The sequence below is a fragment of the Burkholderia diffusa genome (assembly GCF_902499115.1).
GTDB classification, from domain to species: Bacteria; Pseudomonadota; Gammaproteobacteria; order Burkholderiales; family Burkholderiaceae; genus Burkholderia; species Burkholderia diffusa.
The window spans coordinates 43,310-68,499 of sequence record NZ_CABVPN010000028.1 but is presented as its reverse complement, the minus strand read 5'-3'; the positions used below and the strand labels follow the sequence as shown (position 1 = coordinate 68,499).

The following is a 25,190-nucleotide window of genomic DNA, read 5'->3' as shown; positions in this document are numbered from 1 at the left end:
GTATTGATCCCAACGATCCCCGATTCCATCGATGTCGAACCCGAATCCCGCGGCGCCGCGCGCGCCGATGCTGTCGACCGCCGAAGCGCTCGCCGCGCTGCTCGAAGCCGCGAAGCCGCTGCCCGGCACTGAAACCGTCGCCACGCTCGACGGGCTCGGCCGCGTGCTGGCGGCCGACGTGAGCTCGCCGCTCGACGTGCCGCCGATGCATACGAGCGCGATGGACGGCTATGCGGTGCGCGTCGCCGACCTGCTGCACGGCGAGCGGCGCTTGCCGGTGTCGCAGCGGATTCCGGCGGGCCATCCGGCCGCGCCGCTCGCGGCGGGCACGGCCGCACGGATCTTCACCGGCGCGACGGTGCCGCCCGGCGCCGATGCCGTCGTGATGCAGGAGCAGGCGTCGGCCGACGGCGATGCGGTCGAAATCCTCCACACGCCGAAGGCCGGTGAATGGATCACCGCGCAGGGCGCGGACATCCGCCAGGGTTCGGTGATCCTGCCGGCCGGTACGCGGCTTACGCCACAGGCGCTCGGGCTGGCCGCGTCGGTCGGCTGCGCGCAGTTGTCGGTCGCGCGGCGGATTCGCGTCGCGGTGTTCTTCACCGGCGACGAACTGACGATGCCGGGCGAGCCGCTGAAGCCCGGCGCGATCTACAATTCGAACCGCTTCACGCTACGCGGACTGCTTGAGCGGCTCGGCTGCCACGTGACCGACTACGGGATCGTGCCCGACTCGCTCGCCGCGACGCGCGACACGCTGCGTGAGGCCGCGCGCGATCACGACGTGATCCTGACGAGCGGCGGCGTATCGGTCGGTGACGAGGATCACGTGAAGCCGGCCGTCGAAGCCGAAGGTCGGCTCGCGCTGTGGCAGATCGCGATGAAGCCGGGCAAGCCGCTCGCGTTCGGCGCGGTGCGCCGCGGCGACGCGCATCCCGACGCGCACTTCATCGGGCTGCCGGGCAATCCCGTGTCGAGCTTCGTCACGTTCCTGCTGTTCGTGCGGCCGTTCCTGCTGCGCTTGTCCGGCGTGCGCGACGTCGCGCCGCGCGCGCTGTCGCTGCGCGCGGACTTCTCGCAAAGCAAGGGCGACCGGCGCAACGAATTCCTGCGCGCGCGCGTCAACGCGGCCGGCGGCCTCGACCTGTTCCCGAACCAGAGCTCGGCGGTGCTGACGTCGACGGTCTGGGGCGACGGCCTGATCGACAATCCGCCGCAGCACGCGATCAGCGCAGGCGAGACCGTGCGTTTCATTCCGTTTTCCGAACTGCTGTCGTAACGCGACGGCTTCCTGACCCATGAAGATTCAACTGAAATTCTTTGCAAGCGTGCGCGAGGCGCTGGGCGTGTCCGACGAGCAGGCCGACGTGCCGGACGGCGTGACGACCGTCGGCGACGTGCGCGCATGGCTGCGCCTGCGCGGCGGCGCGTGGGCCGAGACGCTCGCCGAAGGGCGCGCGTTGCGCATGGCATGCAATCACGAGATGACCGACCCCGATACGCGGCTCACCGACGGTTGCGAGGTCGCGTTTTTTCCGCCCGTGACGGGTGGTTGAGAGGCGGGCGATGGCTACGGTACGAGTGCAGGCCAACGATTTCGACCTGAACGCCGAAGTGGCGGCGCTACGCGCGCGCAACCCGAAGATCGGCGCGGTCGCCTGCTTCGTTGGCACCGTGCGCGACCTGAACGAAGGCGATTCGGTCGCCGCGATGGAGCTCGAGCATTATCCGGGGATGACCGAGAAGGCGCTCGAGAAGATCGCCGCCGAGGCTGGCCGGCGCTGGCCCGGGATCGACGTCGCGATCGTGCATCGCGTCGGCCGGCTGCTGCCGCTCGACCAGATCGTGATGGTCGCGACGGTCGCATCGCATCGCGGCGATGCGTTCGCGTCGTGCGAGTTCGTGATGGACTACCTGAAAACCGAGGCGCCGTTCTGGAAGAAGGAAACGACGCCCGACGGCGAGCGCTGGGTCGATGCTCGCAGCACCGACGATGCGGCGCTCGCGCGCTGGGGCGTCGAATCGGGCAACACGCCGCGTTGAGCGCGGCGTACGTGTCGTGCGGCGATGTGCCGCAGGCACTCGAGCGCTCCGGCGCTGCGAATCGAGGTGTCAGGCGTCCGGATCCGTGCCGCGCCCGATGATCTTCGTCGGAAACGGCTCGCCGCGGGCGCGTGACGGCAGCGCATGCGGATCGTCGCCCGTGTCGCGGCGGCGTGGCGCGATCGCGTCGAGCAGCGCCTGCTGCTCGGGTGGAATCTGATAATCCCAGCCGAAGCGGCTCAACTGCAGGCTCTGCGCGATGCGCAGCGCGGGCTCCATGAAGCGGATGGCCGCGGGCGGCGTGTAGCGCCCCTCGACGGTCTTCAGGAACAGCGACAGCCAGCGGCTGAAATGCGCGGGCTCGATCCCGTCGAGTGGCTGGTGCGCCTGCTGCACGTTGCCGCGATAGCCCTTGGTGCCGAGCACGAGGCTCGACCAGAAGCTCACCATCTTCGGCAGATGGTCGTCCCAGCGACCGTCCAGCTTCGCGTCAAACACGGGGCCGAGCAGCGGATCGGCGCGCACGCGGTCGTAGAACGCGTATACGAGGTCGCGAATATTGTCTTCTGTTGGCTCGGCGTCGCGAGGGCGGGCCGGGGCGGTATCGGGCGAGGCGGGCAGGGCGGTCATGGAAAAAAGGGCCGGGAAAATCAGGGCGTCGGTGTCGTGCCCGCGGAACGGCAGCGTGGGCAACGCGCAGGACGCCGACAGAATTTTGACGCAAAATAGCGTCCATCAATGCCCGAAAAATGCGTAGATTTCATGAATATTATTGCGCGCAGGCCGTCCCGGCAACCCGGCGCCGTCAAGCGGCCTCGAGAACCATCCCGGCGCGCGTTCCGATTGATCCGTCCCGCTTGATCGGGGCGCGATCGATCATTTTCCGTATTCGCTCATGAGACTCACTGACTACACCGACTATTCGCTGCGCGTCATGCTGTACCTCGCCGTGCGCGGCGAGGGGCTCGCGACGATCCAGGAGATCTCGGACGCCTACGGCATCTCGAAGAACCATCTGATGAAGGTCGTGCAGCAGCTCGGCGAGCTCGGCTGGGTCGATACCGTGCGCGGCCGCAACGGCGGGCTGCGGCTGTTCCCCGAATCGCTGAAGCTGACGGTCGGCCAGGTGGTGCGCGCGACCGAGAACGATTTCGCGCTGGTCGGCTGCTTTGCGGCCGACGGCGACGCGTCGCGCGACTGCGTGATCGAGCCGCATTGCCGCCTGAAGGGCGTGCTGGCGGCCGCGCGCGACGCATTCTTCGCCGAACTCGACCGTCACACGCTCGGCGAGCTGACCGTGCCCGCGTCGCCGCTCGTCGCGCTGCTGGGCATTCGTCCGATCGCGCTGGTGCGTGCCGAGCCGTCCGGGGATGACGCATCGGCGTCCGCCGAATCGCCGTCGAAGGTCGGCTGACACGCCGGTACCACCGCCACCATCCGGGCGGCGGCCCGCCCGCAGGCCGCCGCATCGCCGCCCGGCTATTTTTGCGCTGAATCAACCCGAATTTCGCTTGAAACCCGTATAACCATCCTCATCTTGGTGTTAATCGAAAATTGGAGGTCTCGCCAAATGAGAATCGACAAGCTCACCACCAAGTTCCAGGAAGCACTCGCGGACGCGCAAAGCCTCGCGGCAGGCCGCGACAATCAATACATCGAACCCGTTCACGTGCTGGCGGCGCTGGTCGCTCAGCAGGACGGCTCCGCCCGCTCGCTGATGTCGCGCGCGGGCGTGCACGTGCAGGCGCTGCAAGGCGCGCTGAACGAAGCCATCTCGCGCCTGCCGCAAGTAACGGGCACGGGCGGCGACATCCAGATCGGCCGTGAGTTGGCCGGGCTGCTGAACCAGGCCGACAGGGAGGCGCAGAAACTCAACGACACGTTCATCGCGAGCGAGATGTTCCTGCTCGCCGTGTCCGACGACAAGGGCGAAGCCGGCAAGCTCGCGCGCCAGCACGGCCTCACGCGCAAGGCGCTCGAAGCCGCGATCGCCGCGGTGCGCGGCGGCTCGCAGGTGCACAGCCAGGACGCCGAAAGCCAGCGCGAGGCGCTGAAGAAATACACGGTCGACCTGACCGAGCGCGCCCGCGCGGGCAAGCTCGATCCGGTGATCGGCCGCGACGATGAAATCCGCCGTTCGATCCAGATCCTGCAGCGCCGGACCAAGAACAACCCGGTGCTGATCGGCGAGCCGGGTGTCGGCAAGACGGCGATCGTCGAAGGGCTCGCGCAGCGGATCGTCAACGGCGAAGTGCCCGAGACGCTGAAGGGCAAGCGCGTGCTGTCGCTCGACATGGCCGCGCTGCTCGCCGGCGCGAAGTATCGCGGCGAGTTCGAGGAGCGTCTGAAGGCCGTGCTCAACGACATCGCCAAGGACGAAGGCCGGACGATCGTGTTCATCGACGAGATCCATACGATGGTCGGTGCCGGCAAGGCCGAAGGCGCGATGGACGCAGGCAACATGCTGAAGCCGGCGCTGTCGCGCGGCGAGCTGCACTGCATCGGCGCGACCACGCTCGACGAATACCGCAAATACATCGAGAAGGACGCCGCGCTCGAACGCCGCTTCCAGAAGGTGCTCGTCGACGAGCCGAGCGTCGAGGCGACGATTGCGATCCTGCGCGGGCTGCAGGAGAAGTACGAACTGCACCACGGTGTCGACATCACCGACCCGGCGATCGTCGCCGCGGCCGAGCTGTCGCATCGCTACATCACCGACCGCTTCCTGCCGGACAAGGCGATCGACCTGATCGACGAGGCCGCGTCGAAGATCAAGATGGAAATCGATTCGAAGCCCGAAGAGATGGACAAGCTCGATCGTCGTCTGATCCAGCTGAAGATCGAGCGCGAGGCCGTGAAGAAGGAGCAGGACGAGGCGTCGCAGAAGCGCCTGCAGTTGATCGAGGAAGAGATCGAACGCCTCGGCCGCGAATATGCGGACCTGGAAGAGATCTGGACTGCCGAGAAGGCTGCGGTGCAGGGCAGCGCGCAGCTCAAGGAAGAGATCGAGAAGGTGCGGGCGGACATCGCGCGCTTGCAGCGTGAAGGCAAGCTCGAGAAGGTCGCCGAGCTGCAGTACGGCAAGCTGCCGCAACTCGAGTCGCAACTGAAGCAGGTCACGCAGGCCGAAGAGCAGGAGCAGCACAACCCGACGCGTCCGCGTCTGCTGCGCACGCAGGTCGGCGCGGAAGAAATCGCGGAAGTCGTGTCGCGCGCAACCGGAATTCCGGTGTCGCGGATGATGCAGGGCGAACGCGAGAAGCTGCTGCACATCGAGGAAAAACTGCACGAACGCGTGGTCGGCCAGGACGAGGCGATCAGCGCGGTGGCGGACGCGATCCGTCGTTCGCGCGCGGGTCTCGCCGATCCGAACCGCCCGTACGGCTCGTTCCTGTTCCTCGGCCCGACGGGGGTCGGCAAGACCGAGCTGTGCAAGGCGCTGGCGTCGTTCCTGTTCGATTCGGAAGAGCACCTGATCCGCATCGACATGAGCGAGTTCATGGAGAAGCACAGCGTCGCGCGGCTGATCGGCGCGCCGCCGGGCTATGTCGGCTACGAGGAAGGCGGCTACCTGACGGAAGCCGTGCGCCGCAAGCCGTACAGCGTGATCCTGCTCGACGAGATCGAGAAGGCCCACCCGGACGTGTTCAACGTGCTGCTGCAGGTGCTCGACGACGGCCGCATGACCGACGGGCAGGGGCGCACGGTCGACTTCAAGAACACGGTGATCGTGATGACGTCGAACCTCGGCTCGCAGGTGATCCAGGCCATGACGGGCTCGCCGCAGGAAGAGATCAAGGATGCCGTGTGGCTCGAAGTGAAGCAGCACTTCCGCCCCGAGTTCCTGAACCGGATCGACGACGTCGTCGTGTTCCACGCGCTCGATCGCAGCAACATCGAATCGATCGCGAAGATCCAGCTCGCGCGCCTGCACGACCGGCTCGCGAAGCTCGACATGGCGCTCGACGTGTCGCCCACCGCGCTCGAACAGATCGCGAAGGTCGGCTACGATCCGCTGTTCGGCGCGCGGCCGTTGAAGCGCGCGATCCAGCAGGAGATCGAGAACCCGGTCGCGAAGCTGATCCTCGCGGGCCGTTTTGGTCCGAAGGACGTGATCCCGGTCGACGTCAGCGACGGCACGTTCGTGTTCGACCGCGTCGTGCACTGATTGCCAGTGATCGGCCGCACGCCCGGTTCGCGCCGGGCGCGCAAAAACAAACACCCCGCTCAGGCGGGGTGTTTGCATATGGGGCGGCCGAAACCGCCGTCGAGGCGGTCAGCGCGGCGCGCTGCGGGCTCAGGCCTGCTTGCTGCCGCCGAACATGCCGGCGAGCTGCGTGAGCGTGCCGAGCACGTTCGACGTATCGACCTGGCCGCCGGCCGGCACTTCGCCGTTCGGCGTCGCGCCGTTGACGACGTGCGGCAGCACTTGCGCGAGGATCGACGATGCCTGAGACGGATCGATACCGACCTTGCTCGCTAGCGAGCCGACGACGTCGGAACCGAGCACGTTTTGCAGCGTGTCGGCCGAGATCGGCTGGTTTTCGCCGTTACCGACCCACGAGCCGATGATGTCGCCGGCGCCGCCGGCCTTGAACTTCTCGATCAGCCCGTTCAGGCCGCCCGGCTGGTTGTTGATGAATTCGAGCGCCGTCGTGATGAGCGCGCTTTGCGAGTTGCCGCCGGCTTGGCCGCCGATCAGACCGCCAACGATGTCGAGGAGACCCATGGTTCTTCACCTTTACTGAAAAGGGCGCCGCAACGACGGCGCCCGTTGATCGAATGCCGCGCGCACGCGATCGCGCGCGTGGCGCATATCAGGCGCCCGACGCCGCGGCGGCGGAGGCTGCCTTGTCCTTCTTGCTCTTCTTCTTCGAGCCCTTCGTCGCCTTCGTGGACGACGCTGCGGCCGGCGCGCTCGCTCCCGCATCGGCGGATGCCGCTGCGGCCGCGGCTGCCTTTTCCTTCTTCGACATGCGCTTGCTCTTGGCCGGCTTGGTCGCTGCTTCGGGGGCGCTCGCGGCCGGGGCCGTCGCCGTCGTGCCGGCCGTTGCGGTCGTCGACGTCGATGTCGACGTCGTGGCCGACGTCGTCGCGGCCGGCTTCGACAGCTTCACGCCCTTCGGCGGCGTCGACGAGCCGCCGATCGTCAGGCCGTTTTCCTCGAGATGCCCGACCGACTTCGTGCCGAGACCCTTCACGCGGTTCGCGAGATCGTCCGCGTCCTTGAACGGGCCGTTCTTGGTGCGTTCGTCGATGATCGCCTTCGACTTCACGGGCCCGAGGCCCTTCACCGATTCGAGCGCGGCCTGGTCGGCCGTGTTGACTTCAACGGCCGCGGCGATGCCGGCGGCGAGCGACAGCGACAGCGCGACGAACAGCATCAGCAGCTTTTTCAGCATGGCAAAGGCTCCCTGGTTCTGACGGATGAATGGCTGTTGCAACGGACGGCGGGGCGAGACCTGGCCGGGCGTCGCCGTTAAGCATAGGACAAATGCGTGCCCTTTTTAAGACAGGCTGTCCGAATCTTGCTGAAGGCTTGCGTCGCTGTAAAGACAGAAAGCCGCGTCGGACGGCGGTTTTGACCATTCTTTACGGTGTTCGCGGCGGTGATTTCGGATTGTCGTGCCTGGCCATTCGACAATGCTTGACTTAGAGTGAACTCTAACTCCTAACCTTGATCCTGCCATGTCGAAAACCGTATCCAGACCTTCCGCCGCCGGTCCGCTGACGATCGGGCAAGTCGCCGAACTGACCGGCGTGTCGACGCATACGCTGCGGTATTACGAGCAGGCCGGCCTGCTGCGCGCGATTTCACGCACGGCGGCGGGGCACCGGCTCTATGCGCCGGCCGACCTTGACTGGCTTGCCTTCGTGATGCGCCTGAAGGCGACCGGCATGCCGATTGCGCAGATGCAGCAGTTCGCGGCGCTGCGTGCGCAAGGCGAGTCGACGTTCGGTGCGCGGCGCAGCTTGCTGGCCGCGCATCGCGACGCGGTGCGCGCGCATATCGCGGAACTGCAGGCGAGCCTCGACGCGATCGGCGACAAGATCGCGTACTACGAGGCCAAGGAGCGCGAGACGGAACGACGGGCGAACGCTACTCATTCACTCTTGGAACAGGACGGACACCATGGATCGACTCGTTGAAGATCGCTACACGCGCGGCTGGAACAAGCTGAAGGAAATCGACGGCGAAGTGGGCGAACGCGTGATCGCGGCGCTTGCGCCGATCGCGCCGGACTTCGGGCGGCTGCTCGTCGAGTTCGGCTTCGGCGACATCTACAGCCGGCCGCAGCTCGACCTGAGGGCGCGCGAGATCGCGACGATCGCCGCGCTGGCCGCGCTCGGCAACGCGCAGCCGCAACTGAAGGTGCATGTCGAGGCGGCACTGAACGTGGGCTGCACGCGCGACGAGATCGTCGAGGTGTTCATGCAGATGGCCGTCTACGCAGGTTTCCCGGCCGCGCTGAACGCGCTGTTCGCCGCGCACGAGGTGTTCGCGCGGCGCGACGAAGCGGCGGGTGAGGGCGGGAAAGCAGGCGAAGTGGCCGCGCAGGCCGCGTGATGGCGGTCGCGCCGGCTCGTCACGCGCGGTGCGGCGCGACGATCCGGTGTTTTGCGATCCGCCGGTACAGCGTCGCGCGCGAGATGCCGAGCGCCTGCGCGGCTGCGTCGGGCCGCCAGCGATGCGCGGTGAGCGCCGCGACGATGCGGCCGCGTTCGTCGTCCGGCAGCGCGCCGCCGGACGGGCCGGCGCCGAGCTGCGCGGCGAGATCTGCCGGCAGGTCGCGCCGCGTCACGCGGGCGGCATCGCACACCGCGCACGCATAGCGCAGCACGTTGCGCAGTTGCCGCACGTTGCCCGGCCACGGATACGCGGCGAGTTGCTCGGCGAGCGACGTGTCGAGCGTGAGCACGTGGCCGGTCGCCTGCGCTTCCTCGGCGAATACCGCGGCGATCACGTCGCGCACGTCCGCGCGCTCGCGCAGCGGCGGCAGTTCGAACGTCGCGCCGCTCAGCCGGTAATACAGATCCTCGCGGAACGTGCCGTCGGCCACCATGCGCGCGAGATCGCGGTGCGTCGCGCAGATCACGTCGAGATCGACGCGCACGGGCGTATCGCTGCCGAGCGGCACGACCTCGCCGTCGGCGAGCACGCGCAGCAGGCGCGTCTGCAGCGTGAGCGGCATGTCGCCGATTTCGTCGAGAAACAGCGTGCCGCCGTCGGCGAGCGCGATCTTGCCGCGCGCGCCGTGCTTGCGCGCACCGGTGAACGCACCCGCCGCATAGCCGAACAGCTCGCTTTCGATCAGCGCCTCGGGCAGCGCGCCGCAGTTGACCGCGACGAACGGCCGTGCGCGTCGCGCACCGGCGTCGTGGATCGCGCGGGCGAATACTTCCTTGCCTGCGCCGGTTTCGCCGAGTACGAGAATCGGCAGCCGCTTGCTCGCGACACGCAGCGCGAGTTCGGCCTGCTGCGCGACGCGCGCGTCGCTGCTGTGCAGGAACGGCGTCAGGGCGCCGACGTGGCGCTGCGCGGTGCCGGGGCGGCGCGATGCCGTGCCGGTTTCGCGGCCGGCGCGCCGCAGCGGCGCGCGCAGCCGCGCATAGAGCGGGGCACCCGTCGCGCGCAGCCGCAGCGCGACGATCGTGTCGAGCCGCGCGGCGTCGCGCAGCGGCATCTCGGTTGCGTCGAAGATCTCGTCGATATGGCGCGGTTCGCGCAGCGCCGGCAGCGCGTCGCGCGCCTGCCGGTTCGCGGCGACGATGTTGCCGCACTCGTCGAACGCGATCAGCCATTCGGGCTGCGCCTCGACATAGTGACGATTCGGATGCCCGAACAATATCCAGTGTTGCGCGGTGCTGTGCACGAAATAGCCGTCCTCGATCAGCGCCGCGCTCTGCCGCACGAGCTGGTACACGAGACGCTGGCTGTCGCGGCCGTCCGGCGACTGGACGGCCGACGCGTCGAGCACGCCGATCAGTTCGCCGCCCGGCGCGAAGATCGGGGCCGCGCTGCAGGTGAGGGTGGTGAACGCCGCGCGGAAGTGGTCGGTCTTGTGCACGGTGATCGGCGCGAGATCGGTCAGCACGCTCGCGACCCCGCAGGTCCCTTCCTCGCTTTCCGACCAGCACGAGCCGATGTGCAGCCCCGCATGACGGAAGTCGTTGCGGCGTTCGCGGTCGATCCGGTAATCGATCGTCACGCCGTGCGCGTCGGTCAGCATCACGCAGTAATCGGCGACGCGAATCATGTCGTGCAGGCGCGTCAGGCACTGGCCCGACGCGCGCAGGAAGGCTTCCTCCTTGTCGCGCACCTCGCGCAGCTCGGCCGCGGTCAGCACGCGCGGGCCGATCGACGACGCGGGGTCGAGCGCGTAGCGCTCGAGCGAGCGCTGCCACGACGACACGAGACGCGCGGAATCGGCAGGCGCGGGCAGGCGTCCGGCGAGCGCGCCGAGCACACGGTCGGCGTGCTGGGCCTGGGGGACGGCGTAGGGCATGGTCGGCTCCGGTTCCGTACGACGGGGAATTCGATGTTCTTGTAGCACATCCGTCGGCGCGGATCACATTGCATCGCAGCACGCGCGCGGCGTGAGACGTTCGTCTCAGCGGCATCTCAGCCGGTCTCGCGCGATTGAGACGCGCGGGCATGCCGCGCGCGATGGTGGCCCACGTCATGGTGTCGCGCGCCGCGCCGCGATACGCGTGGCTTGCCGGCCGACGCGCAATCCGGATGAAGGTGCCGAAACCGGTGCGCCGGGACATCGACGGCGTGAGACGCACGGGCGGTTTCGCGGAGCGTCGGGCTGTCAAGGCGGCAGATGTCGCTGATCGGCATGCCCGCAGAGCCAGTCCGCACGCGGGTTCCGTGGTCGTCGCACACACGGTGGCACGCCGCTTGCAGATGTCATGGGCAAGCCCGGCGCGGTCGCGTCGGGTGCGATGATCCGCTGCCCTCGATGACGGCGGACGACACATGCAGGGCCGGCGCGAGCGTCGGTCCACTGGATGGAGACAAGCCCGTGACGACGCCCGTGACCGTCGGCGTGATCGCGAACCCCGCATCGGGGCGCGACATTCGCCGCCTGACGACGCATGCATCCGTGTTCCCGACGGCGGAAAAGGCCAACATGGTCGTGCGCCTGCTCGCCGGCCTCGGCGCGATGGGCGTCGAGCGCGTGCTGACCTTGCGCGACAAGACGGGCATCGCGACGCTGCTGATGCGTGCGCTCGATACGCATCGCGCGGTCGCGCCGCACGAACGCTGGCCCGACGTCGAATTCGTTGACCTGCCGATCTCCGATACCGTCGCCGACACGCACGCCGGCGCCGCATACATGCACCGGATGGAAGTCGCGCTGATCGTCGTGCTCGGCGGCGACGGCACCCATCGCGCGGTCGCCGCGCATTGCGGCGCGACGCCGCTCGTCGCGCTGTCCACCGGCACCAACAACGCGTTTCCCGAACATCGCGAGGCGACCGTCGCGGGCGTCGCGGCCGGACTCGTCGCGACCGGCGCCGTGCCGGCCGAGGTCGCGTTCGCGCGCAACAAGCGGCTCGTCGTGCGCTGCGGGGCGGGCCCGAACGCGGGGCGCGAGGAGATCGCGCTCGTCGACGTGTGCGCGGCCCGCCAGCGCTTCATCGGCGCGCGCGCCATCTCGGGGCCTGACGACATCGACACGCTCTATCTGACTTTCGCGGAGCCGGACGGCATCGGCCTGTCCGCGCTCGGCGGCGCGTGGGCACCGCTCGAGCGCAGCGCGCCGCACGGGCTCGCGATGCGTTTCGCCGCCGATGGCAAGACCGCCGGCACGCCGCTCGTCGCGCCGATCGCACCCGGCCGCGTCGATCGCGTCGTGATGCGCAGCTGCGAGCGGCTCGAGCCGGGTGCGTGGCAGACGATCCCGTTCGAGCACGGCACGCTCGCGTTCGATGGCGAGCGCGAGATCGAGGTCACGCGCGGCGACCGCTACGAGATCGCGCTCGACTGGCGCGGGCCGCTGACGGTCGATGTCGGCCGCACGCTGCGTTACGCGTCGTCGCGGCAGTTGTTGCGCGATGCCGGCGCGTGGCGCGGCTGACGCCGGCTTCACGTTTCACCGACGGCCGGGCCGTCGTGCAATCCGTCGCCGGGGCGTTGCCGCGGCGGCATTCGCAGTCAGACCTATCAAGGAGACACACATGACCGTTTCGACACAGCTCAGCAGGGACACGCTGCTGGATGCGTATCGGCTGATGCGCACGATCCGCGAATTCGAGGAGCGCCTGCACGTCGAGTTCGCGACCGGCGAAATCCCCGGCTTCGTTCACCTGTACGCGGGCGAGGAGGCCTCCGCGGTCGGCACCATGCTGCACCTCGGCCTCGAGGACTATGTCGCCACCACGCACCGCGGGCACGGCCACTGCATCGCGAAAGGCGTCGACGTGCACGGGATGATGGCCGAGATCTACGGAAAGAAGACGGGCGTTTGCCACGGCAAGGGCGGTTCGATGCACATCGCCGACCTGTCGATGGGGATGCTCGGCGCGAACGGGATCGTCGGCGCGGGCGGCCCGCTCGTGTGCGGCGCGGCGCTCGCGGCCAAGCACAAGAAGACGGGCGGCGTCGGGGTGTGCTTCTTCGGCGACGGTGCGTCGAATCAGGGCGTGATCTTCGAATCGATGAACCTTGCGTCGGTGTGGCGGCTGCCGGCGATCTTCGTGGCCGAAAACAACGGTTATGCGGAAGCGACGTCGTCGAGCTGGTCGGTCGCGACCGACAACATCGCCGACCGCGCGAACGGCTTCGGGATGCCGGGCGTGATCGTCGACGGCTTCGACTTCTTCGCGGTTCACGAGGCGCTCGGCGAAGCTGTCGCACGCGCACGCAACGGTGGCGGCCCGACGCTCGTCGAAGTGAAGTTCACGCGCTATTTCGGTCACTTCGAAGGCGACGCGCAGACCTATCGCGCGCCGGGCGAAGTACAGAAGCTCCGCGACGAGAAGGACTGCCTGAAACATTTCGAGACGCGCGTCGTGCGTGCCGAGGTGCTGACGACCGACGAACTGCGCGCGGTCGATGCGCAGGTGAAGGCGCTGATCGACGACGCGGTCGCGCAGGCGAAGGCCGCGCCGCTGCCCGACGCGGCCGACTTGCTGACCGACGTGTACGTGTCGTACCCGTGAACGCGATGTGACACAGCGGCCACCGGCCTGCAGCCGGCACGGCGAACCCAATATTCCAGGAGACGGACATGGCAAGGAAGATCACTTATTCGCAGGCGATCAACGAGGCGCTCGCGCAGGAAATGGCGCGCGACGACAGCGTGATCGTGATGGGCGAGGACAACGCGGGCGGCGCGGGCGCGCCGGGCGAGGACGACGCATGGGGCGGCGTGCTCGGCGTGACGAAGGGGCTGTTCCACAAGTTTCCGGGCCGCGTGCTCGATACGCCGCTTTCGGAAGGCGGCTACATCGGCGCGGCGGTCGGCGCGGCCGCGTGCGGGATGCGGCCCGTCGCGGAACTGATGTTCATCGATTTCATGGGCGTGTGCTTCGACCAGATATTCAATCAGGCCGCGAAATTCCGTTACATGTTCGGCGGCAAGGCCGTGACGCCGGTCGTGATCCGCGCGATGTACGGCGCCGGCCTGCGCGCGGCCGCGCAGCATTCGCAGATGCTCACGTCGCTGTTTACGCACATCCCGGGGCTGAAGGTCGTGTGCCCGTCGACGCCTTACGACGCGAAGGGGCTGCTGATCCAGTCGATCCGCGACAACGATCCCGTGATCTTCCTCGAGCACAAGCTTCTCTACACGCGCGAAGGCGATGTGCCTGAGGAATCCTATGCGATTCCGTTCGGCGAGGCGAACATCGTGCGCGACGGCGATGACGCGACGATCGTCACCTACGGCCGCATGGTGCACCTCGCGACCGACGCGGCCGCGAAGCTCGCGAAGGACGGCATCCAGGTCGACGTGATCGACCTGCGCACGACTTCGCCGCTCGACGAGGAAACGATCCTCGAAAGCGCGGAGCGCACCGGGCGCGTGGTGGTGGTCGATGAAGCGACCCCGCGCTGCTCGATCGCGACCGACATCGCCGCGCTCGTCGCGCGGCGCGCGTTCCGATCGCTCAAGGCACCGATCGAGCTCGTGACCGCACCGCACACGCCCACGCCGTTCGCCGGCGTGCTGGAAGACCTTTACATCCCATCCGCCGACGCGATCGCGCAGGCGGTACTGAAGACGAGGAGCTGACACGATGTCGATTCACATGATCACGATGCCCAAGTGGGGGCTGTCGATGGAGCAGGGGCAGGTCAACGGCTGGCTGAAGGCGATCGGCGAACGCGTGACGAAGGGCGACGAAGTGCTCGACGTCGAGACCGACAAGATCTCGTCGGGCGTCGAGTGCGCGTTCGACGGCACGCTGCGCCGACAGGTCGCGCAGGAGGGCGAGACGCTGCCGGTCGGTGCGCTGCTCGGCGTGGTGGCCGCGGCCGAGGCAAGCGATGCCGACATCGACGCGGCGATCGCGGAATTCCAGCGCGATTTCGTGCCGGCCGCGGCCGCCGACGACGCGGCGGGCCCGCAACCCGAGAAGGCGCAGATCGGCGGACGCACGGTCCGGTTCCTGAAACTCGGCGACGGTTCGGGTACGCCTGCGGTGCTGATCCACGGCTTCGGCGGCGACCTGAACAACTGGCTGTTCAACCACGCGGAGCTGGCCGCGCATCGGCCCGTGTGGGCGCTCGACCTGCCCGGGCACGGCGAGTCGGGCAAGGCGGTCGACACGGGCAGTCTCGACGAACTGGCCGACGCGGTGCTCGCGCTGCTCGACGCGCAGCACATCGATCGTGCGCATCTGATCGGGCATTCGATGGGCGGCGCGGTCGCGATGGCCGCGGCCGAACGCGCGCCGCAACGCGTCGCGTCGCTGACGCTGATCGCGAGCGCGGGGCTCGGCACCGATATCAACCGCGCCTATATCGACGGCTTCGTCGCCGGCAACAGCCGCAACACACTGAAGCCGCACCTCGGCGCATTGTTCGCCGACGACGCGCTCGTCACGCGACAACTGGTCGAGGATCTCGTCAAGTACAAGCGGCTCGAAGGTGTGCAGGCCGCGCTGGAGAAGATCGCGAACGCCGCGTTCGACGGTGCGTCCCAGCGGCGCGTGTTCCGCGACCGCGTCGGGGCGCTCGCGCCGCGCACGCTCGTGATCTGGGGCGAGCGCGACGAGGTGATTCCGGCGCAGCATGCGCAGGGCTTGCCGGACGGCGTGCGGATCGAGGTGATCGCCGGCAGCGGCCACATGGTGCAGATGGAGGCGGCTGCCGACGTGAACCGCTTGATCGGCGCGTTTCTCGGAGACTGACGATGGCCGCCGCGCTCGAACGACCCAGCCTCACCGCGCTCGGCCAGCCGGGCGCGAGGAGCCGCGACAAGCTCGCGCGCATTCCGGTGCGCGTCGAGCCCGCGGCCGGCGCGGCGCTGCCGAAGCCGCCGTGGCTGCGGGCGCGGCCGATGATGAGCGGTGCGGTCGCCGACATGGCGGCCGTGCTGCGCGATCATCGGCTGCATTCCGTCTGCGAGGAGGCGATGTGCCCGAACATCGGCGAATGCTTCGCACAGCGCACCGCGACCTTCATGATCATGGGCGGACTGTGCACGCGGCGCTGCCCGTTCTGCGACGTCGCGCACGGCCGCCCCGATCCGCTCGATCCCGACGAGCCCGCGCGGCTCGCCGACGCGGTCGCGGCACTCGAACTACGCTACGTCGTGATCACGTCGGTCGATCGCGATGACCTGCGCGATGGCGGCGCTGCGCATTTTGCGGCCTGCATCGCGGCGGTGCGCGCGAGCGTGCCGGGCATCGGCGTCGAGGTGCTGACGCCCGATTTCCGTGGCCGCGTCGCGCGGGCGCTCGATGCGTTGTCGTCAGCGTGGCCGGACGTGTTCAATCACAATATCGAGACGGTCCCGTCGTTGTATCGGGCGGCGCGGCCGGGCGCCGACTATCGCGGTTCGCTCGAACTGCTCGCGCAGGCGAAGGCCGCGCGGCCGACGCTCGTGACGAAATCGGGCTTGATGCTCGGGCTCGGCGAGCGCGACGACGAGGTGCGGGACACGCTGCGCGACCTGCGTGCGCACGAGGTCGACGTGCTGACGCTCGGCCAGTATCTCGCGCCGTCGGCGCACCATCTGCCGGTGCGCCGCTACGTGAGCCCCGATGCGTTCGCCGCGTGGCGAGACGAGGGGCTGGCGCTCGGGTTCAGGGAAGTCGTTGCCGGTCCGCTCGTGCGGTCCTCGTACCACGCGGCCGACGTGCTGGAGGGCGCGTAGGCCGCGCACCATGCGTCATGCGCCGTATGCGCTGACGTTCGGTTGCGTGCGGCTGACGTGGCGCAGGTAGAGCGCGAGGCCTGCGCCCGCGAGCATCAGGCTGATCGTGTTCGCGAACCAGAAGCCGCGCGCGCCGGTCAGCCAGGCGGGCGCGATGCCGCCGACGTCGAAACCGAGCACGTAGCCGCCGCCGAGCCCGACGCCCCACAGCGCGACCGCATAGATCACGGTCGGCACGACCGCGACCTTGTACGCGCGCAGCACGAATGCGGACGTGATCTGCAGTGCGTCGAAGAAGTGGTAGCAGGTGACGATCGCGACGAGCGGCAGCGCGGCGGCGGCCACGGCCGGGTTCGGTGTGTAGCCGCCGACGATCAGCGGACGCAGCGTGAACACGAGCACGCCGTACGCCGCCGCGATCCCGCACGCGAGCATCACGCTGTGCCGGCCGAGCAGGCGTGCCTCGTCCGGGCGGCCGGCGCCGAGTGCGCGTGCCACCAGCGTCGACGCCGCGACGCCGATCGACAGCGGCGTCATGTACAGCACCGCGCCGATGTTGCCGGCGATCTGATGGCCGGCGAGCGTCGTCGTACCGAATTGCGCGATGAAGAGTGCCATGCACGTGTACGACGTGACCTCGATCAGGTATGACAGGCCCATCGGCACGCCGAGCTTCAGGATCGCCTTCTGGCGTACCCAGACGGGCCAGCAAAAGCGCGAGAAGATCGAAAGCGGCGAGAACACGTCGAGCTTCGCGAGCAGCGTGAAGCCGATCAGGGCGAGCGCCCAGTTGATCAGCGTGCTGGCGAGCCCGCAGCCCGGCCCGCCGAGGGCCGGCACGCCGAAGCCGCCGAAGATGAACCACACGTTGAGGGGAAACTTGAGCAGCAGCGCGCCAACCTGCAGGATCATCGCGAGGCGCGGCTTGCCGGCCGCGTTGGCCAGCGCGTTGTAGATCCGGAACACGAGGCTCGCCGGCAGGCCGTACGACAGGATTCGAAGGTAATCGACCGTGCGATCGTGCAGCGCGGGCGGTGCGTGCGCGATGTGCAGCAGCGGTTCGGGAAAGTGCAGCAGCAGGAAGCCGGGCACCGCGAGCATCAGCGCGAGCCACAGCGCCTGACGGACTTCCTCGCCGATTTCCGCGTAGCGCCGCGCACCGTAAAGTTGCCCGGTGATGGGCTGCAGCGCGGACAGGATGCCCGTCATCCCGATGTAGACCGACACGTAGATCGACGAACCGAGCCCGAGTGCGGCCAGGTCGATGGCCGAATACCGGCCGACCATCGCCGTGTCGATCACGCCGAACGCGATGATCGCGAGCTGGCCGACGAGCACCGGCCACGCGAGACCGACGATCCGGCGGATGTCGGCGAACATCGTCAATCGACCGTCCGGTGGCGCGGGCCGCGGCGCTTGACGGGCGCCGTTGGCCGCTCGATGCGCTCGTACAGGCGGAAGCGTTCGTCGCGATCGGCGACGCGACGGCCTTCCCATACGAGACGCCACACGTATTGCGACATCGCGCTCGGCTCGCCGAAGTCCGCGCGGTCCTGGCGCAGGATCACGTCGCAGTCGCCCGAGAATTCGAAGTGCATGTCGCCGAAGTACGCGAAGGTCGCGATCTGCGCATCGCCGAGCCGCACGGGCGCGATGCACTCATAGTCTTTCGGCAGATGCGACGCTATCTGTTGCGCGACATCGCTGTAAGTCCGGCCGTAGTTGACGATCGGCAGCCACAGCGTCATCAGCAGCACCCACATCAGCGTGGTGCCCGCGCCCGACAGCACGACGCTGCGCCACAGCACCTTCGGCTGGCGCGAGATGCGCCAGCGCGCGAGCAGGCACCAGCACACGGTGACGATCACCGCGCAGATGAACGAGAGGATCTTGAAGTGCGGTTCGTAGCCCGGCACCAGGCGCGCGAGGTTGCGCGCGAGCGGGTGCGGGAAGCCGGTGAGCGACGCGAGCCATACGAGCCACACGAAGGTGCCGAGGATCGTGAAGCTCAGCACCGCGAACCAGTCGAATGCGTTGATCGCGCCGCGCTTGAGCGTCGGCAGCGCGAAGGTAGCGAGCACCGCGAGCGGCGGCAGCAGCAGCATGTACATGCGGTTCGACTGCTGGCTCTGCAGGATCACGAGCGCGACGAGCGGTACCACGACCGACAGCGGAATCGCGATGTGCGCGCGGCGGCGCATGCCGGCCCAGCTCCACCACGCCCAGATCGCGAGCGGCCACGCGGGCCACGTGAAGAGCGGCAGGTTTTTCGCCGCGTAGGCGAGCACCGCGGTCGGCGGGCCCGAGAAGCGCATCAGGCTGCCGTGGATCCACTGATTGAAGAACCACGCGGCGTCGTCGGGTGCCGCGTGGAACGCGGCGAGCGGCCACAGCGCGAAGATCGCGGCCGCAAGCGGCAGGCCGATCAGCGGCAGGCGCAGGTTGCGCATCTCCGGCGTGACGAGCCACAGTGCGGCCGTGCCGGCGAGCAGCGCGACGACGAGCACCGGGTTGCCGGACAGCGCGACGAGGCCGATCGCGACGCCCCACCACAGCGCCCCCTGCATCGGCTTGTCGATGCCGCGCACGATGCCGTACACGAACATCGCGATCCACGCGAACTGCGCGAGCTGCGGCGTCGTTTCGTGGCCGCGCTCCGCGAGCCCGAAGCACGCGACGAGGACCAGCAGCGCGCCGTCGGCGAGCGTGCGGCCGTAGTCCCGCGGCTCCGGCTCGCCGCCGAATGCGTACTTGAACGGCTGGACCTCGGCGCGCCGGCCGAGCAGGTAGGCGGCGTACCAGACGAACGCGCACGCGACGCAGAACAGCACGCCCGTGTCGACGCGCGACGCGTTGCTGGCGTCGACCCACGGTGCCAGCGCGCGGATCGACAGCGCGCCGAGCCAGTAGCCGAGCGGCCCGTCGGTCGTGATGAACTTGCCGACGAGATTCGGCAGCAGCCAGTCGTGCCAGCCGCCGGTGGCCATCGTCCACATCACGCCGAAGCCTGCCGCGTCCTCGTTCTTCCACGGGTCGCGGCCGAACAGGCCGAACGCCGCGTAGACGAGGCAGAGCGTAAGCAGCAGCCAGCGCGGCAGCGCGCGCGTGGCGGAGGCGGTGAGACGAACGACTGGCTTCATGCAGATGAGTGATTTGTTATGAGCAGGCGGCCGGCGCGGTCATGCGCCGACGGCGCCGGATTCGGGCATCCGGCATTGTAGACGCGCCGGCCGTTGCGCGTCGGACGATTGCCCCTGCACCGGCCGCCGTGCGGTGTTTTCCCGGCGAGCGGAGACAAAAAAGGGCAGCCTGGGCTGCCCTTTCGTGCGGTACCGGTGCGTTGCAACCACCGGATCGGTGCGAAGCTTACTTCGCGACCTTGCCGCTGGCGCGTGCGCCGAACTTGTTCTTGAACTTCTCGACACGGCCTGCCGTGTCCATGATCTTTTGCTGACCCGTGTAGAACGAGTGCGATTCCGACGACACTTCGATCTTGGCGAGCGGGTAGGTCTTGCCTTCGTGTTCGATGGTTTCACGCGTCTGGATCGTCGAGCGCGTGATGAACTTGAAGCCGTTCGACATGTCTTGGAAGACGACTTCGCGGTAGTCCGGGTGAATGCCAGGTTTCATGATGTTCCTTGGTGAGAGCGGTAGCCAACCCGCCGCTTGCCGTGCCGGACCGCACGCATTCGCACGATTCAGCCGACGTCAAGCCCGGCGCGAGCCACTTGCCTAAGGTCGAAAAACGGCGATTATGCCAGAAAATCAGACGGTTGAGGAATAATTTTCATCACGCGTCGAGGGCGCCCGTCCGGGCCGGATCCTGCCGATAGTAGCGGGCGAGCAGCCGGTAGAGCTCCGGAAATTCGGACTCGAACGCACGCGGTCGCACGAACAGCGCCTCGCTGCACACCGCGAAGAACTCCGACGGGTGATCGGCCGCATAGGGGTCGATCAGCGAGACGCGCTCGAAGCGCGCCCACGCGCGATCCGGCACCGCATCGACGCGCGCGCAGAACTGGTCGTATGCATGCTCGAACACGTCGGCCCACGCCTGCGCGTCGAGGTGCGGCGCGTGCAAGCGGCGAAAAAGGGGCGGATACCCGTCGGCCTCGCCATTGACCATGTCGATCTTGTGCGCGAACTCGTGGATCACGACGTTGTATGCGTCGCGGCCGTCCGTCATCTGCGCGTCTTCCCACGACAGGATCACCGGGCCGCCTTCCCACGCTTCGCCGCTCGCATCCTGCTCGACTTCATGGACGACACCGTCCTCGTCCTGCACGGTCTTGCGGATGACGAATTCGCCCGGATACACGACGACGCCGACCCAGCCGTCGTACAGCGACAAATCGAGGTTCAGCACGGGCAGGCACGCCTGCGCGGCGATCGCGACAATCATCTCGTCGGTCAGCGCGAGTCCGTGCGCGGTCGAGAACGATTTCTTCGCGATGAACAGGCTCGTCAGCTCCCGCAGCCGACCCAGATCGCCGGGCGACAGCGCGTCGAGGAATGGCAGGCGCGCGACGGTGTTGCGCCACAGCTCGTCGGGAATCGGATGGCTGCGCAGCGCGCGGTCGCGGCGGCGGTCGTCGAGCCAGCGGGTCAGTTTCGAGAGCATGGAAGCAGCGCGGGAGAATCCAAAGCCTGTCTTTTAACTCAATCGATCTCTTTTTGCCATGCCGCGAAGAGACCGCCGACGAGCGCGACGCCCGCGAGGAAATAGAAACCGTCGAGCGACGCGAGGAACGACGCCTGTTGCGCGACCATCCGCGCGATCGATGCGATCGCGAGGGCGTGCGCCTCGTTCAGCGCATGGCCGGCAGCCGCGTAGCTGCGCGTGAGCGCGTCGACGGTTTGCTGGAACAGCGGATCGAACACGTTCGCGCGCTCCACGAGCCGCGTCTGATGTACGGCCAGCCGGTGCTGCTCGACGATGATCACCGACGACGTCGCGAACGAGATCGTCAGTTGCCGCACGATGTTCTTCAGCCGGTAGCCGTGCGTGTATTCGTCGATCGCGAAGATGCGGAACGTCAGGTTCGCTACCGGCAGCACGATGAACAGCAGCAACAGCCCGCGCAGCAGCAGCGGGACGATCAGCGCGACCTCGCCGACCTGGGGCGTCATCCGCGTCATCCACAGCGCTGCGACGATCGCGATCGCGAACCCCGGCACGACGAACCATTTCTTGTGCGTGACGCGCTTCGCGTGGCGCAGGTAGACGAACAGCGCGGTGGCCGAGATCAGCGACATCGTGCCGACCAGGCGCCCGGCGTTCTCGACCGGATAGCCGAGCCCGCCTTCGAGCAGGCGGGAAGTCAGGTAGCTGAAGCCCGTCGACTCGTAGTAATAGAACATATACAGCAGCAACCCGACCTGGAACGTGCGCTCGCGAAACGCATGCAGTCGCACGAGCGGCGTCGGATGGTTCCACTGGTGATAGGCGAACCACGCGAGCGCGCCAAGGCCCCCGATCGTCAGCAGGATCAGCATCGGCGAACCGCTGTAGAGCTGGTAGTGCACCTGCTGCAGCACGATCTGCAGCGCGCCTTGCGCGAGCGCGAACACGACGTACGGCCAGAAATGCCCGGAGCCGCGCTCGTCGTCGGGCGTTTTGCCCGAATCGGGCAGCGTGAGGAGCGCGAGAATCGCGAACGCGATGCTGGCGGGCGCCGTGCACGCGAACAGCGCGCGCCACGTCAAATGCGCGACGAGCAGCCCTCCGACGATCGGCGCAAGCGCGCTGCCGAGCAGGATCATGATCAGGAACGCGCGCGTGGCGGGCGGCCGCTCCTGCGGCTTGAAGCTGATCTGGATCAGGATCCGGCATGCACCCATCATGGGGCCGATGAAGTAACCCTGGAAGCCGCGCGCGAACGCGAGCTCGAGCGACGTGTCGGCGAGTGCGGCCGCGATCGCGCCGAACGAGAACATCAACATGCAGCCGGCGACGTAGCGGCGATGGCCGAGCCGATCGACCCACCATTGCTGCTGCAGGATGCCGAGCACGGCCGTGACCGCATACGCGCTCGACGACCACACGAGCTCGTCGGGCGACGCGTTGATGCCGCCCGCGATGTAGCTCGCGAAGAACGAGAAGGCCGCATTGTCGAAGTAGTCGATGCCGGTCACGAGCGCGAGCGCCCACGGGAACAGGTCCGCGCGCAGGTTCGCACGGCTCCACAGCGGCGGGCGACCCGGCGCGACGTTCATTCCCGATCCTTGCGGGCGCGCCGCGTGCCGGCTTCGGCTTGCCGCTGCGCGATTAGCGTGTCGGGGTTTTCGCCGGCGAGGCGCCGTTCGATGTAGTCGATGTCGTGCTGCAGTTCCGTGCGCAGCGCGACGGCTTCCTTCAGCTCGCGCTGGACGGCCGCAATCCGCTGGTCGAGCGTGTCGATTTGCTCGGCGAGCCCCGAGCGGATGTCGCGCAGCGACGCGTCCGAATAGCGGCGCCGGCCGTCGCCCGTTTCTTCCAGCGGGCGCTTGAGCATCTCGGTGATGCCGTGTAGCGAAAAGCCGAGCGCGCGCAGCCGCAGGATGCGGGCGAAGCGTTCGAGATCGGCTTCGTCGTAGAGGCGATAGCGGCCGCCGCTGCGTGACGGCGTGACGAGCCCGCGCTCTTCGTAATACTTCAGTGTGCGCGGCGTGACGCCGAGCCGCGACGCGGCGTCGCTCACGGTCAGCGGCGAGGGGGAGGCGTCGTTCGGCATTGGATTGGCGCGGCTTCGGTTGGGGCGATGGCGCGATTATAGATCAACCTGTACGTTCACGTTCAGGTTGACGTGAAAAAACGGCTGCCGGGCGAAATGCGCGGGCAGCCGTTCGTTGCGGTGCGGGGGCGATCAGCCGCCGCGGCGCATCAGGTCGAAGAACTCGGAGTTGCTCTTCGTCTGGCGGATCTTGTCGAGCAGGAATTCCATCGCCTCGACTTCGTCCATGTCGTGGATGAACTTGCGCAGCACCCAGATCTTTTGAAGGATCTCGGGCTTGATCAGCATTTCTTCGCGGCGCGTGCCCGACTTGTTCAGGTTGATCGACGGATAGACGCGCTTTTCCGCGAGACGGCGCTCGAGGTGCACTTCCATGTTGCCGGTGCCCTTGAACTCTTCGTAGATCACGTCGTCCATGCGGCTGCCGGTTTCGATCAGCGCGGTGCCGATGATGGTCAGCGAGCCGCCTTCCTCGATGTTGCGCGCCGCGCCGAAGAAGCGTTTCGGGCGCTGCAGCGCGTTCGCGTCGACACCGCCCGTCAGCACCTTGCCCGACGCCGGGATCACGGTGTTGTACGCACGTGCGAGACGCGTGATCGAGTCGAGCAGGATCACGACGTCGTGCTTCATTTCGACGAGGCGCTTGGCCTTCTCGATCACCATTTCGGCGACCTGCACGTGACGCGTGGCCGGTTCGTCGAACGTCGAAGCGATCACTTCGCCGGCGACCGAGCGTTGCATTTCGGTCACTTCTTCAGGGCGCTCGTCGATCAGCAGCACGAACAGGATGACGTCGGGATGGTTCTGCTTGATCGCATGTGCGATGTGCTGGAGCATCACGGTCTTGCCCGACTTCGGCGACGCGACGAGCAGGCCGCGCTGGCCCTTGCCGATCGGCGCGATCATGTCGATGATGCGGCCCGTGACGTTCTCTTCGCCGCGCATTTCGCGTTCGAGCGACAGCGGCTTGTTCGGGTGCAGCGGCGTGAGGTTCTCGAACATGATCTTGTGTTTCGAGGCCTCGGGCGGCTGCCCGTTGACTTTGTCGACCTTCACCAGCGCGAAGTAGCGCTCGCCGTCCTTCGGCGTGCGGACTTCACCTTCGATGGTGTCGCCGGTGTGCAGGTTGAAGCGGCGGATCTGCGACGGGCTGATATAGATGTCGTCGGTGCTCGCGAGGTACGACATTTCCGGCGAGCGCAGGAAGCCGAAACCGTCCGGCAGCACTTCGAGCGTGCCGTCGCCGAAGATCGTCTCTCCCGTCTTGGCGCGCTTTTTGAGAATGGCGAACATCAATTCCTGCTTGCGCAGGCGGTTCGCGTTTTCGATCTCCAGGCCATTGGCCATTTCGATCAGTTCGGACACGTGCAGAGACTTGAGCTCGGATAAATGCATACGGAGAACCCGCCAGGGAGGAGATGCGACGAAAAGAAATAAGGGAGGAGGGCGAGCGGAAGCGCTCTGAGACTTAATGCGTCTTGTAGACGTTTTTTGATTCTAGCATACGCCGATTCGCGCCTGAGCGGCCGATCGGCGGCTTGACGGCGGACGTGTTGTCGGTTGACAACACGTCCGCGGAACAGCCGGTATTACAGGTGGCTGTCCAGGAATGCGGTGAGCTGCGACTTCGACAGCGCGCCGACCTTCTGCGCGGCGGCCGCGCCGTTCTTGAACAGGATCAGCGTCGGGATGCCGCGCACGCCGAACTTCGCAGGCGTTGCCTGGTTGTCGTCGACGTTGATCTTCGCGATCTGCAGCTTGTCGCCGTAATCCTTCGCGACTTCGTCGAGGATCGGGGCGATCATCTTGCACGGGCCGCACCATTCGGCCCAGAAGTCGACGAGCACGGGCTTGTCGGATTTGACGACGTCCTGTTCGAACGATGCGTCGCTGATGTGTTTGATCTGTTCGCTCATTGGGTCAATACCTCTTACGGTTCGGGGACTGCCTGCTCGGCGCGTTGCGGCGCTCCGGCGGCCTTGTCGGCTGCCGGCCGCTGCCGCAGGTCACTCCCCTCTCCGGAAGGAAGGGCGTAAGCGCTGCTTGGCGCGGCTCGCGGGTCGTTCGGGCGTCATATTAGCCTAAATTGCTATCTGCTGCG

24 protein-coding genes are annotated in these 25,190 nt (G+C 67.5%); 12 read left to right on the top strand and 12 right to left on the bottom strand.

Annotated elements, in window-relative coordinates; genetic code table 11:
* Nucleotides 1-31: 31 nt before the first annotated feature.
* Genes BTE28158_RS25615 through BTE28158_RS25605 form a run of 3 tightly spaced genes read left to right on the top strand, consistent with a single transcriptional unit; the run spans nt 32 to nt 2,043 of the window.
* The gene (locus tag BTE28158_RS25615; RefSeq protein ID WP_124622614.1) at nt 32-1,279 is read left to right on the top strand and encodes a molybdopterin molybdotransferase MoeA; all 1,248 of its coding nucleotides are present in this window, start codon (nt 32-34) and stop codon (nt 1,277-1,279) included.
* Nucleotides 1,280-1,298: 19 nt separating this feature from the next.
* Entirely contained in the window at nt 1,299-1,556 is a 258-nt protein-coding gene (gene moaD / locus BTE28158_RS25610; RefSeq protein ID WP_006758354.1) for a molybdopterin converting factor subunit 1, read from the top strand.
* 10 nt (nt 1,557-1,566) lie between these two features.
* Nucleotides 1,567-2,043, top strand: coding sequence for a molybdenum cofactor biosynthesis protein MoaE (locus tag BTE28158_RS25605; RefSeq protein WP_059604296.1), 477 nt, complete (start codon nt 1,567-1,569; stop codon nt 2,041-2,043).
* Between the two features lie 69 nt (nt 2,044-2,112).
* On the opposite strand, the gene BTE28158_RS25600 is transcribed toward BTE28158_RS25605, so the two are convergent.
* Entirely contained in the window at nt 2,113-2,673 is a 561-nt protein-coding gene (locus tag BTE28158_RS25600; protein ID WP_059604299.1) for a group III truncated hemoglobin, read from the bottom strand.
* A 265-nt stretch (nt 2,674-2,938) separates the two neighbouring features.
* On the opposite strand from BTE28158_RS25600, the gene BTE28158_RS25595 reads away from it, so the two are divergent.
* Entirely contained in the window at nt 2,939-3,457 is a 519-nt protein-coding gene (locus BTE28158_RS25595) for an Rrf2 family transcriptional regulator (protein WP_059604300.1), read from the top strand.
* Nucleotides 3,458-3,613: 156 nt separating this feature from the next.
* Nucleotides 3,614-6,211 (top strand): ATP-dependent chaperone ClpB, encoded by a 2,598-nt coding sequence (clpB, locus tag BTE28158_RS25590; RefSeq protein WP_124622616.1) that lies wholly within the window; start codon nt 3,614-3,616, stop codon nt 6,209-6,211.
* A 129-nt stretch (nt 6,212-6,340) separates the two neighbouring features.
* On the opposite strand, the gene BTE28158_RS25585 is transcribed toward clpB, so the two are convergent.
* A complete protein-coding gene (locus tag BTE28158_RS25585) occupies nt 6,341-6,772 on the bottom strand; it encodes a YidB family protein (protein WP_059604306.1) in 432 nt (143 codons plus the stop codon).
* 88 nt (nt 6,773-6,860) lie between these two features.
* Nucleotides 6,861-7,445: a ComEA family DNA-binding protein gene (locus BTE28158_RS25580; RefSeq protein WP_151049314.1), complete on the bottom strand. Its 585-nt coding sequence runs from the start codon at nt 7,443-7,445 to the stop codon at nt 6,861-6,863.
* 286 nt (nt 7,446-7,731) lie between these two features.
* Here BTE28158_RS25580 and BTE28158_RS25575 point away from each other — a divergent pair, with 286 nt between their 5' ends.
* Together BTE28158_RS25575 and BTE28158_RS25570 are read left to right on the top strand one after the other, a co-directional pair.
* Nucleotides 7,732-8,193: a MerR family transcriptional regulator gene (locus BTE28158_RS25575; protein ID WP_059604310.1), complete on the top strand. Its 462-nt coding sequence runs from the start codon at nt 7,732-7,734 to the stop codon at nt 8,191-8,193.
* Nucleotides 8,177-8,611, top strand: a complete 435-nt coding sequence (locus tag BTE28158_RS25570) for a carboxymuconolactone decarboxylase family protein (protein ID WP_151049316.1) — start codon at nt 8,177-8,179, stop codon at nt 8,609-8,611. The genes BTE28158_RS25575 and BTE28158_RS25570 overlap by 17 nt, the downstream gene beginning before the upstream one ends.
* A gap of 19 nt (nt 8,612-8,630) precedes the next feature.
* Here BTE28158_RS25570 and BTE28158_RS25565 read toward each other — a convergent pair whose 3' ends face one another.
* Nucleotides 8,631-10,550, bottom strand: a complete 1,920-nt coding sequence (locus BTE28158_RS25565; protein ID WP_059604317.1) for a sigma-54-dependent Fis family transcriptional regulator — start codon at nt 10,548-10,550, stop codon at nt 8,631-8,633.
* 522 nt (nt 10,551-11,072) lie between these two features.
* Between BTE28158_RS25565 and BTE28158_RS25560 the strand changes: the two genes are divergently transcribed.
* The 5 genes from BTE28158_RS25560 (at nt 11,073) to lipA (ending at nt 16,376) form a co-directional block, all read left to right on the top strand.
* Complete coding sequence (locus BTE28158_RS25560; RefSeq protein ID WP_059604320.1) at nt 11,073-12,131, top strand: ATP-NAD kinase family protein; 1,059 nt, start codon at nt 11,073-11,075, stop codon at nt 12,129-12,131.
* A gap of 100 nt (nt 12,132-12,231) precedes the next feature.
* Nucleotides 12,232-13,215, top strand: a complete 984-nt coding sequence (locus BTE28158_RS25555; RefSeq protein WP_059604323.1) for a thiamine pyrophosphate-dependent dehydrogenase E1 component subunit alpha — start codon at nt 12,232-12,234, stop codon at nt 13,213-13,215.
* A 68-nt stretch (nt 13,216-13,283) separates the two neighbouring features.
* A complete protein-coding gene (locus BTE28158_RS25550; protein ID WP_059604326.1) occupies nt 13,284-14,288 on the top strand; it encodes an alpha-ketoacid dehydrogenase subunit beta in 1,005 nt (334 codons plus the stop codon).
* Nucleotides 14,289-14,292: 4 nt separating this feature from the next.
* Nucleotides 14,293-15,408: an acetoin dehydrogenase dihydrolipoyllysine-residue acetyltransferase subunit gene (locus BTE28158_RS25545; protein WP_151050838.1), complete on the top strand. Its 1,116-nt coding sequence runs from the start codon at nt 14,293-14,295 to the stop codon at nt 15,406-15,408.
* Nucleotides 15,409-15,410: 2 nt separating this feature from the next.
* Nucleotides 15,411-16,376, top strand: coding sequence for a lipoyl synthase (lipA, locus tag BTE28158_RS25540; protein ID WP_059604332.1), 966 nt, complete (start codon nt 15,411-15,413; stop codon nt 16,374-16,376).
* Nucleotides 16,377-16,391: 15 nt separating this feature from the next.
* Here the strand turns inward: lipA and BTE28158_RS25535 are convergent, their stop codons facing one another.
* The 8 genes from BTE28158_RS25535 to trxA form a co-directional block, all read right to left on the bottom strand.
* Complete coding sequence (locus tag BTE28158_RS25535) at nt 16,392-17,756, bottom strand: MATE family efflux transporter (RefSeq protein ID WP_151050836.1); 1,365 nt, start codon at nt 17,754-17,756, stop codon at nt 16,392-16,394.
* 2 nt (nt 17,757-17,758) lie between these two features.
* On the bottom strand, nt 17,759-19,516 hold the full coding sequence (locus BTE28158_RS25530; protein WP_124622632.1) for an ArnT family glycosyltransferase: 1,758 nt from the start codon (nt 19,514-19,516) through the stop codon (nt 17,759-17,761).
* A gap of 226 nt (nt 19,517-19,742) precedes the next feature.
* Nucleotides 19,743-20,006 (bottom strand): type B 50S ribosomal protein L31, encoded by a 264-nt coding sequence (locus tag BTE28158_RS25525; RefSeq protein ID WP_040144297.1) that lies wholly within the window; start codon nt 20,004-20,006, stop codon nt 19,743-19,745.
* Nucleotides 20,007-20,166: 160 nt separating this feature from the next.
* Entirely contained in the window at nt 20,167-20,997 is an 831-nt protein-coding gene (locus BTE28158_RS25520; protein WP_151050834.1) for a M90 family metallopeptidase, read from the bottom strand.
* A gap of 38 nt (nt 20,998-21,035) precedes the next feature.
* Nucleotides 21,036-22,592: an MFS transporter gene (locus BTE28158_RS25515; RefSeq protein ID WP_151050832.1), complete on the bottom strand. Its 1,557-nt coding sequence runs from the start codon at nt 22,590-22,592 to the stop codon at nt 21,036-21,038.
* Entirely contained in the window at nt 22,589-23,089 is a 501-nt protein-coding gene (locus tag BTE28158_RS25510; protein WP_151050831.1) for a MerR family transcriptional regulator, read from the bottom strand. The genes BTE28158_RS25515 and BTE28158_RS25510 overlap by 4 nt, the downstream gene beginning before the upstream one ends.
* A gap of 132 nt (nt 23,090-23,221) precedes the next feature.
* Complete coding sequence (gene rho, locus BTE28158_RS25505) at nt 23,222-24,484, bottom strand: transcription termination factor Rho (protein WP_006478662.1); 1,263 nt, start codon at nt 24,482-24,484, stop codon at nt 23,222-23,224.
* A 194-nt stretch (nt 24,485-24,678) separates the two neighbouring features.
* Nucleotides 24,679-25,005 carry a thioredoxin TrxA gene (trxA, locus tag BTE28158_RS25500; protein WP_006402348.1) on the bottom strand — a complete coding sequence of 109 codons (327 nt, stop codon included), beginning with the start codon at nt 25,003-25,005 and terminating at the stop codon, nt 24,679-24,681.
* Between the last annotated feature and the right edge of the window lie 185 nt (nt 25,006-25,190).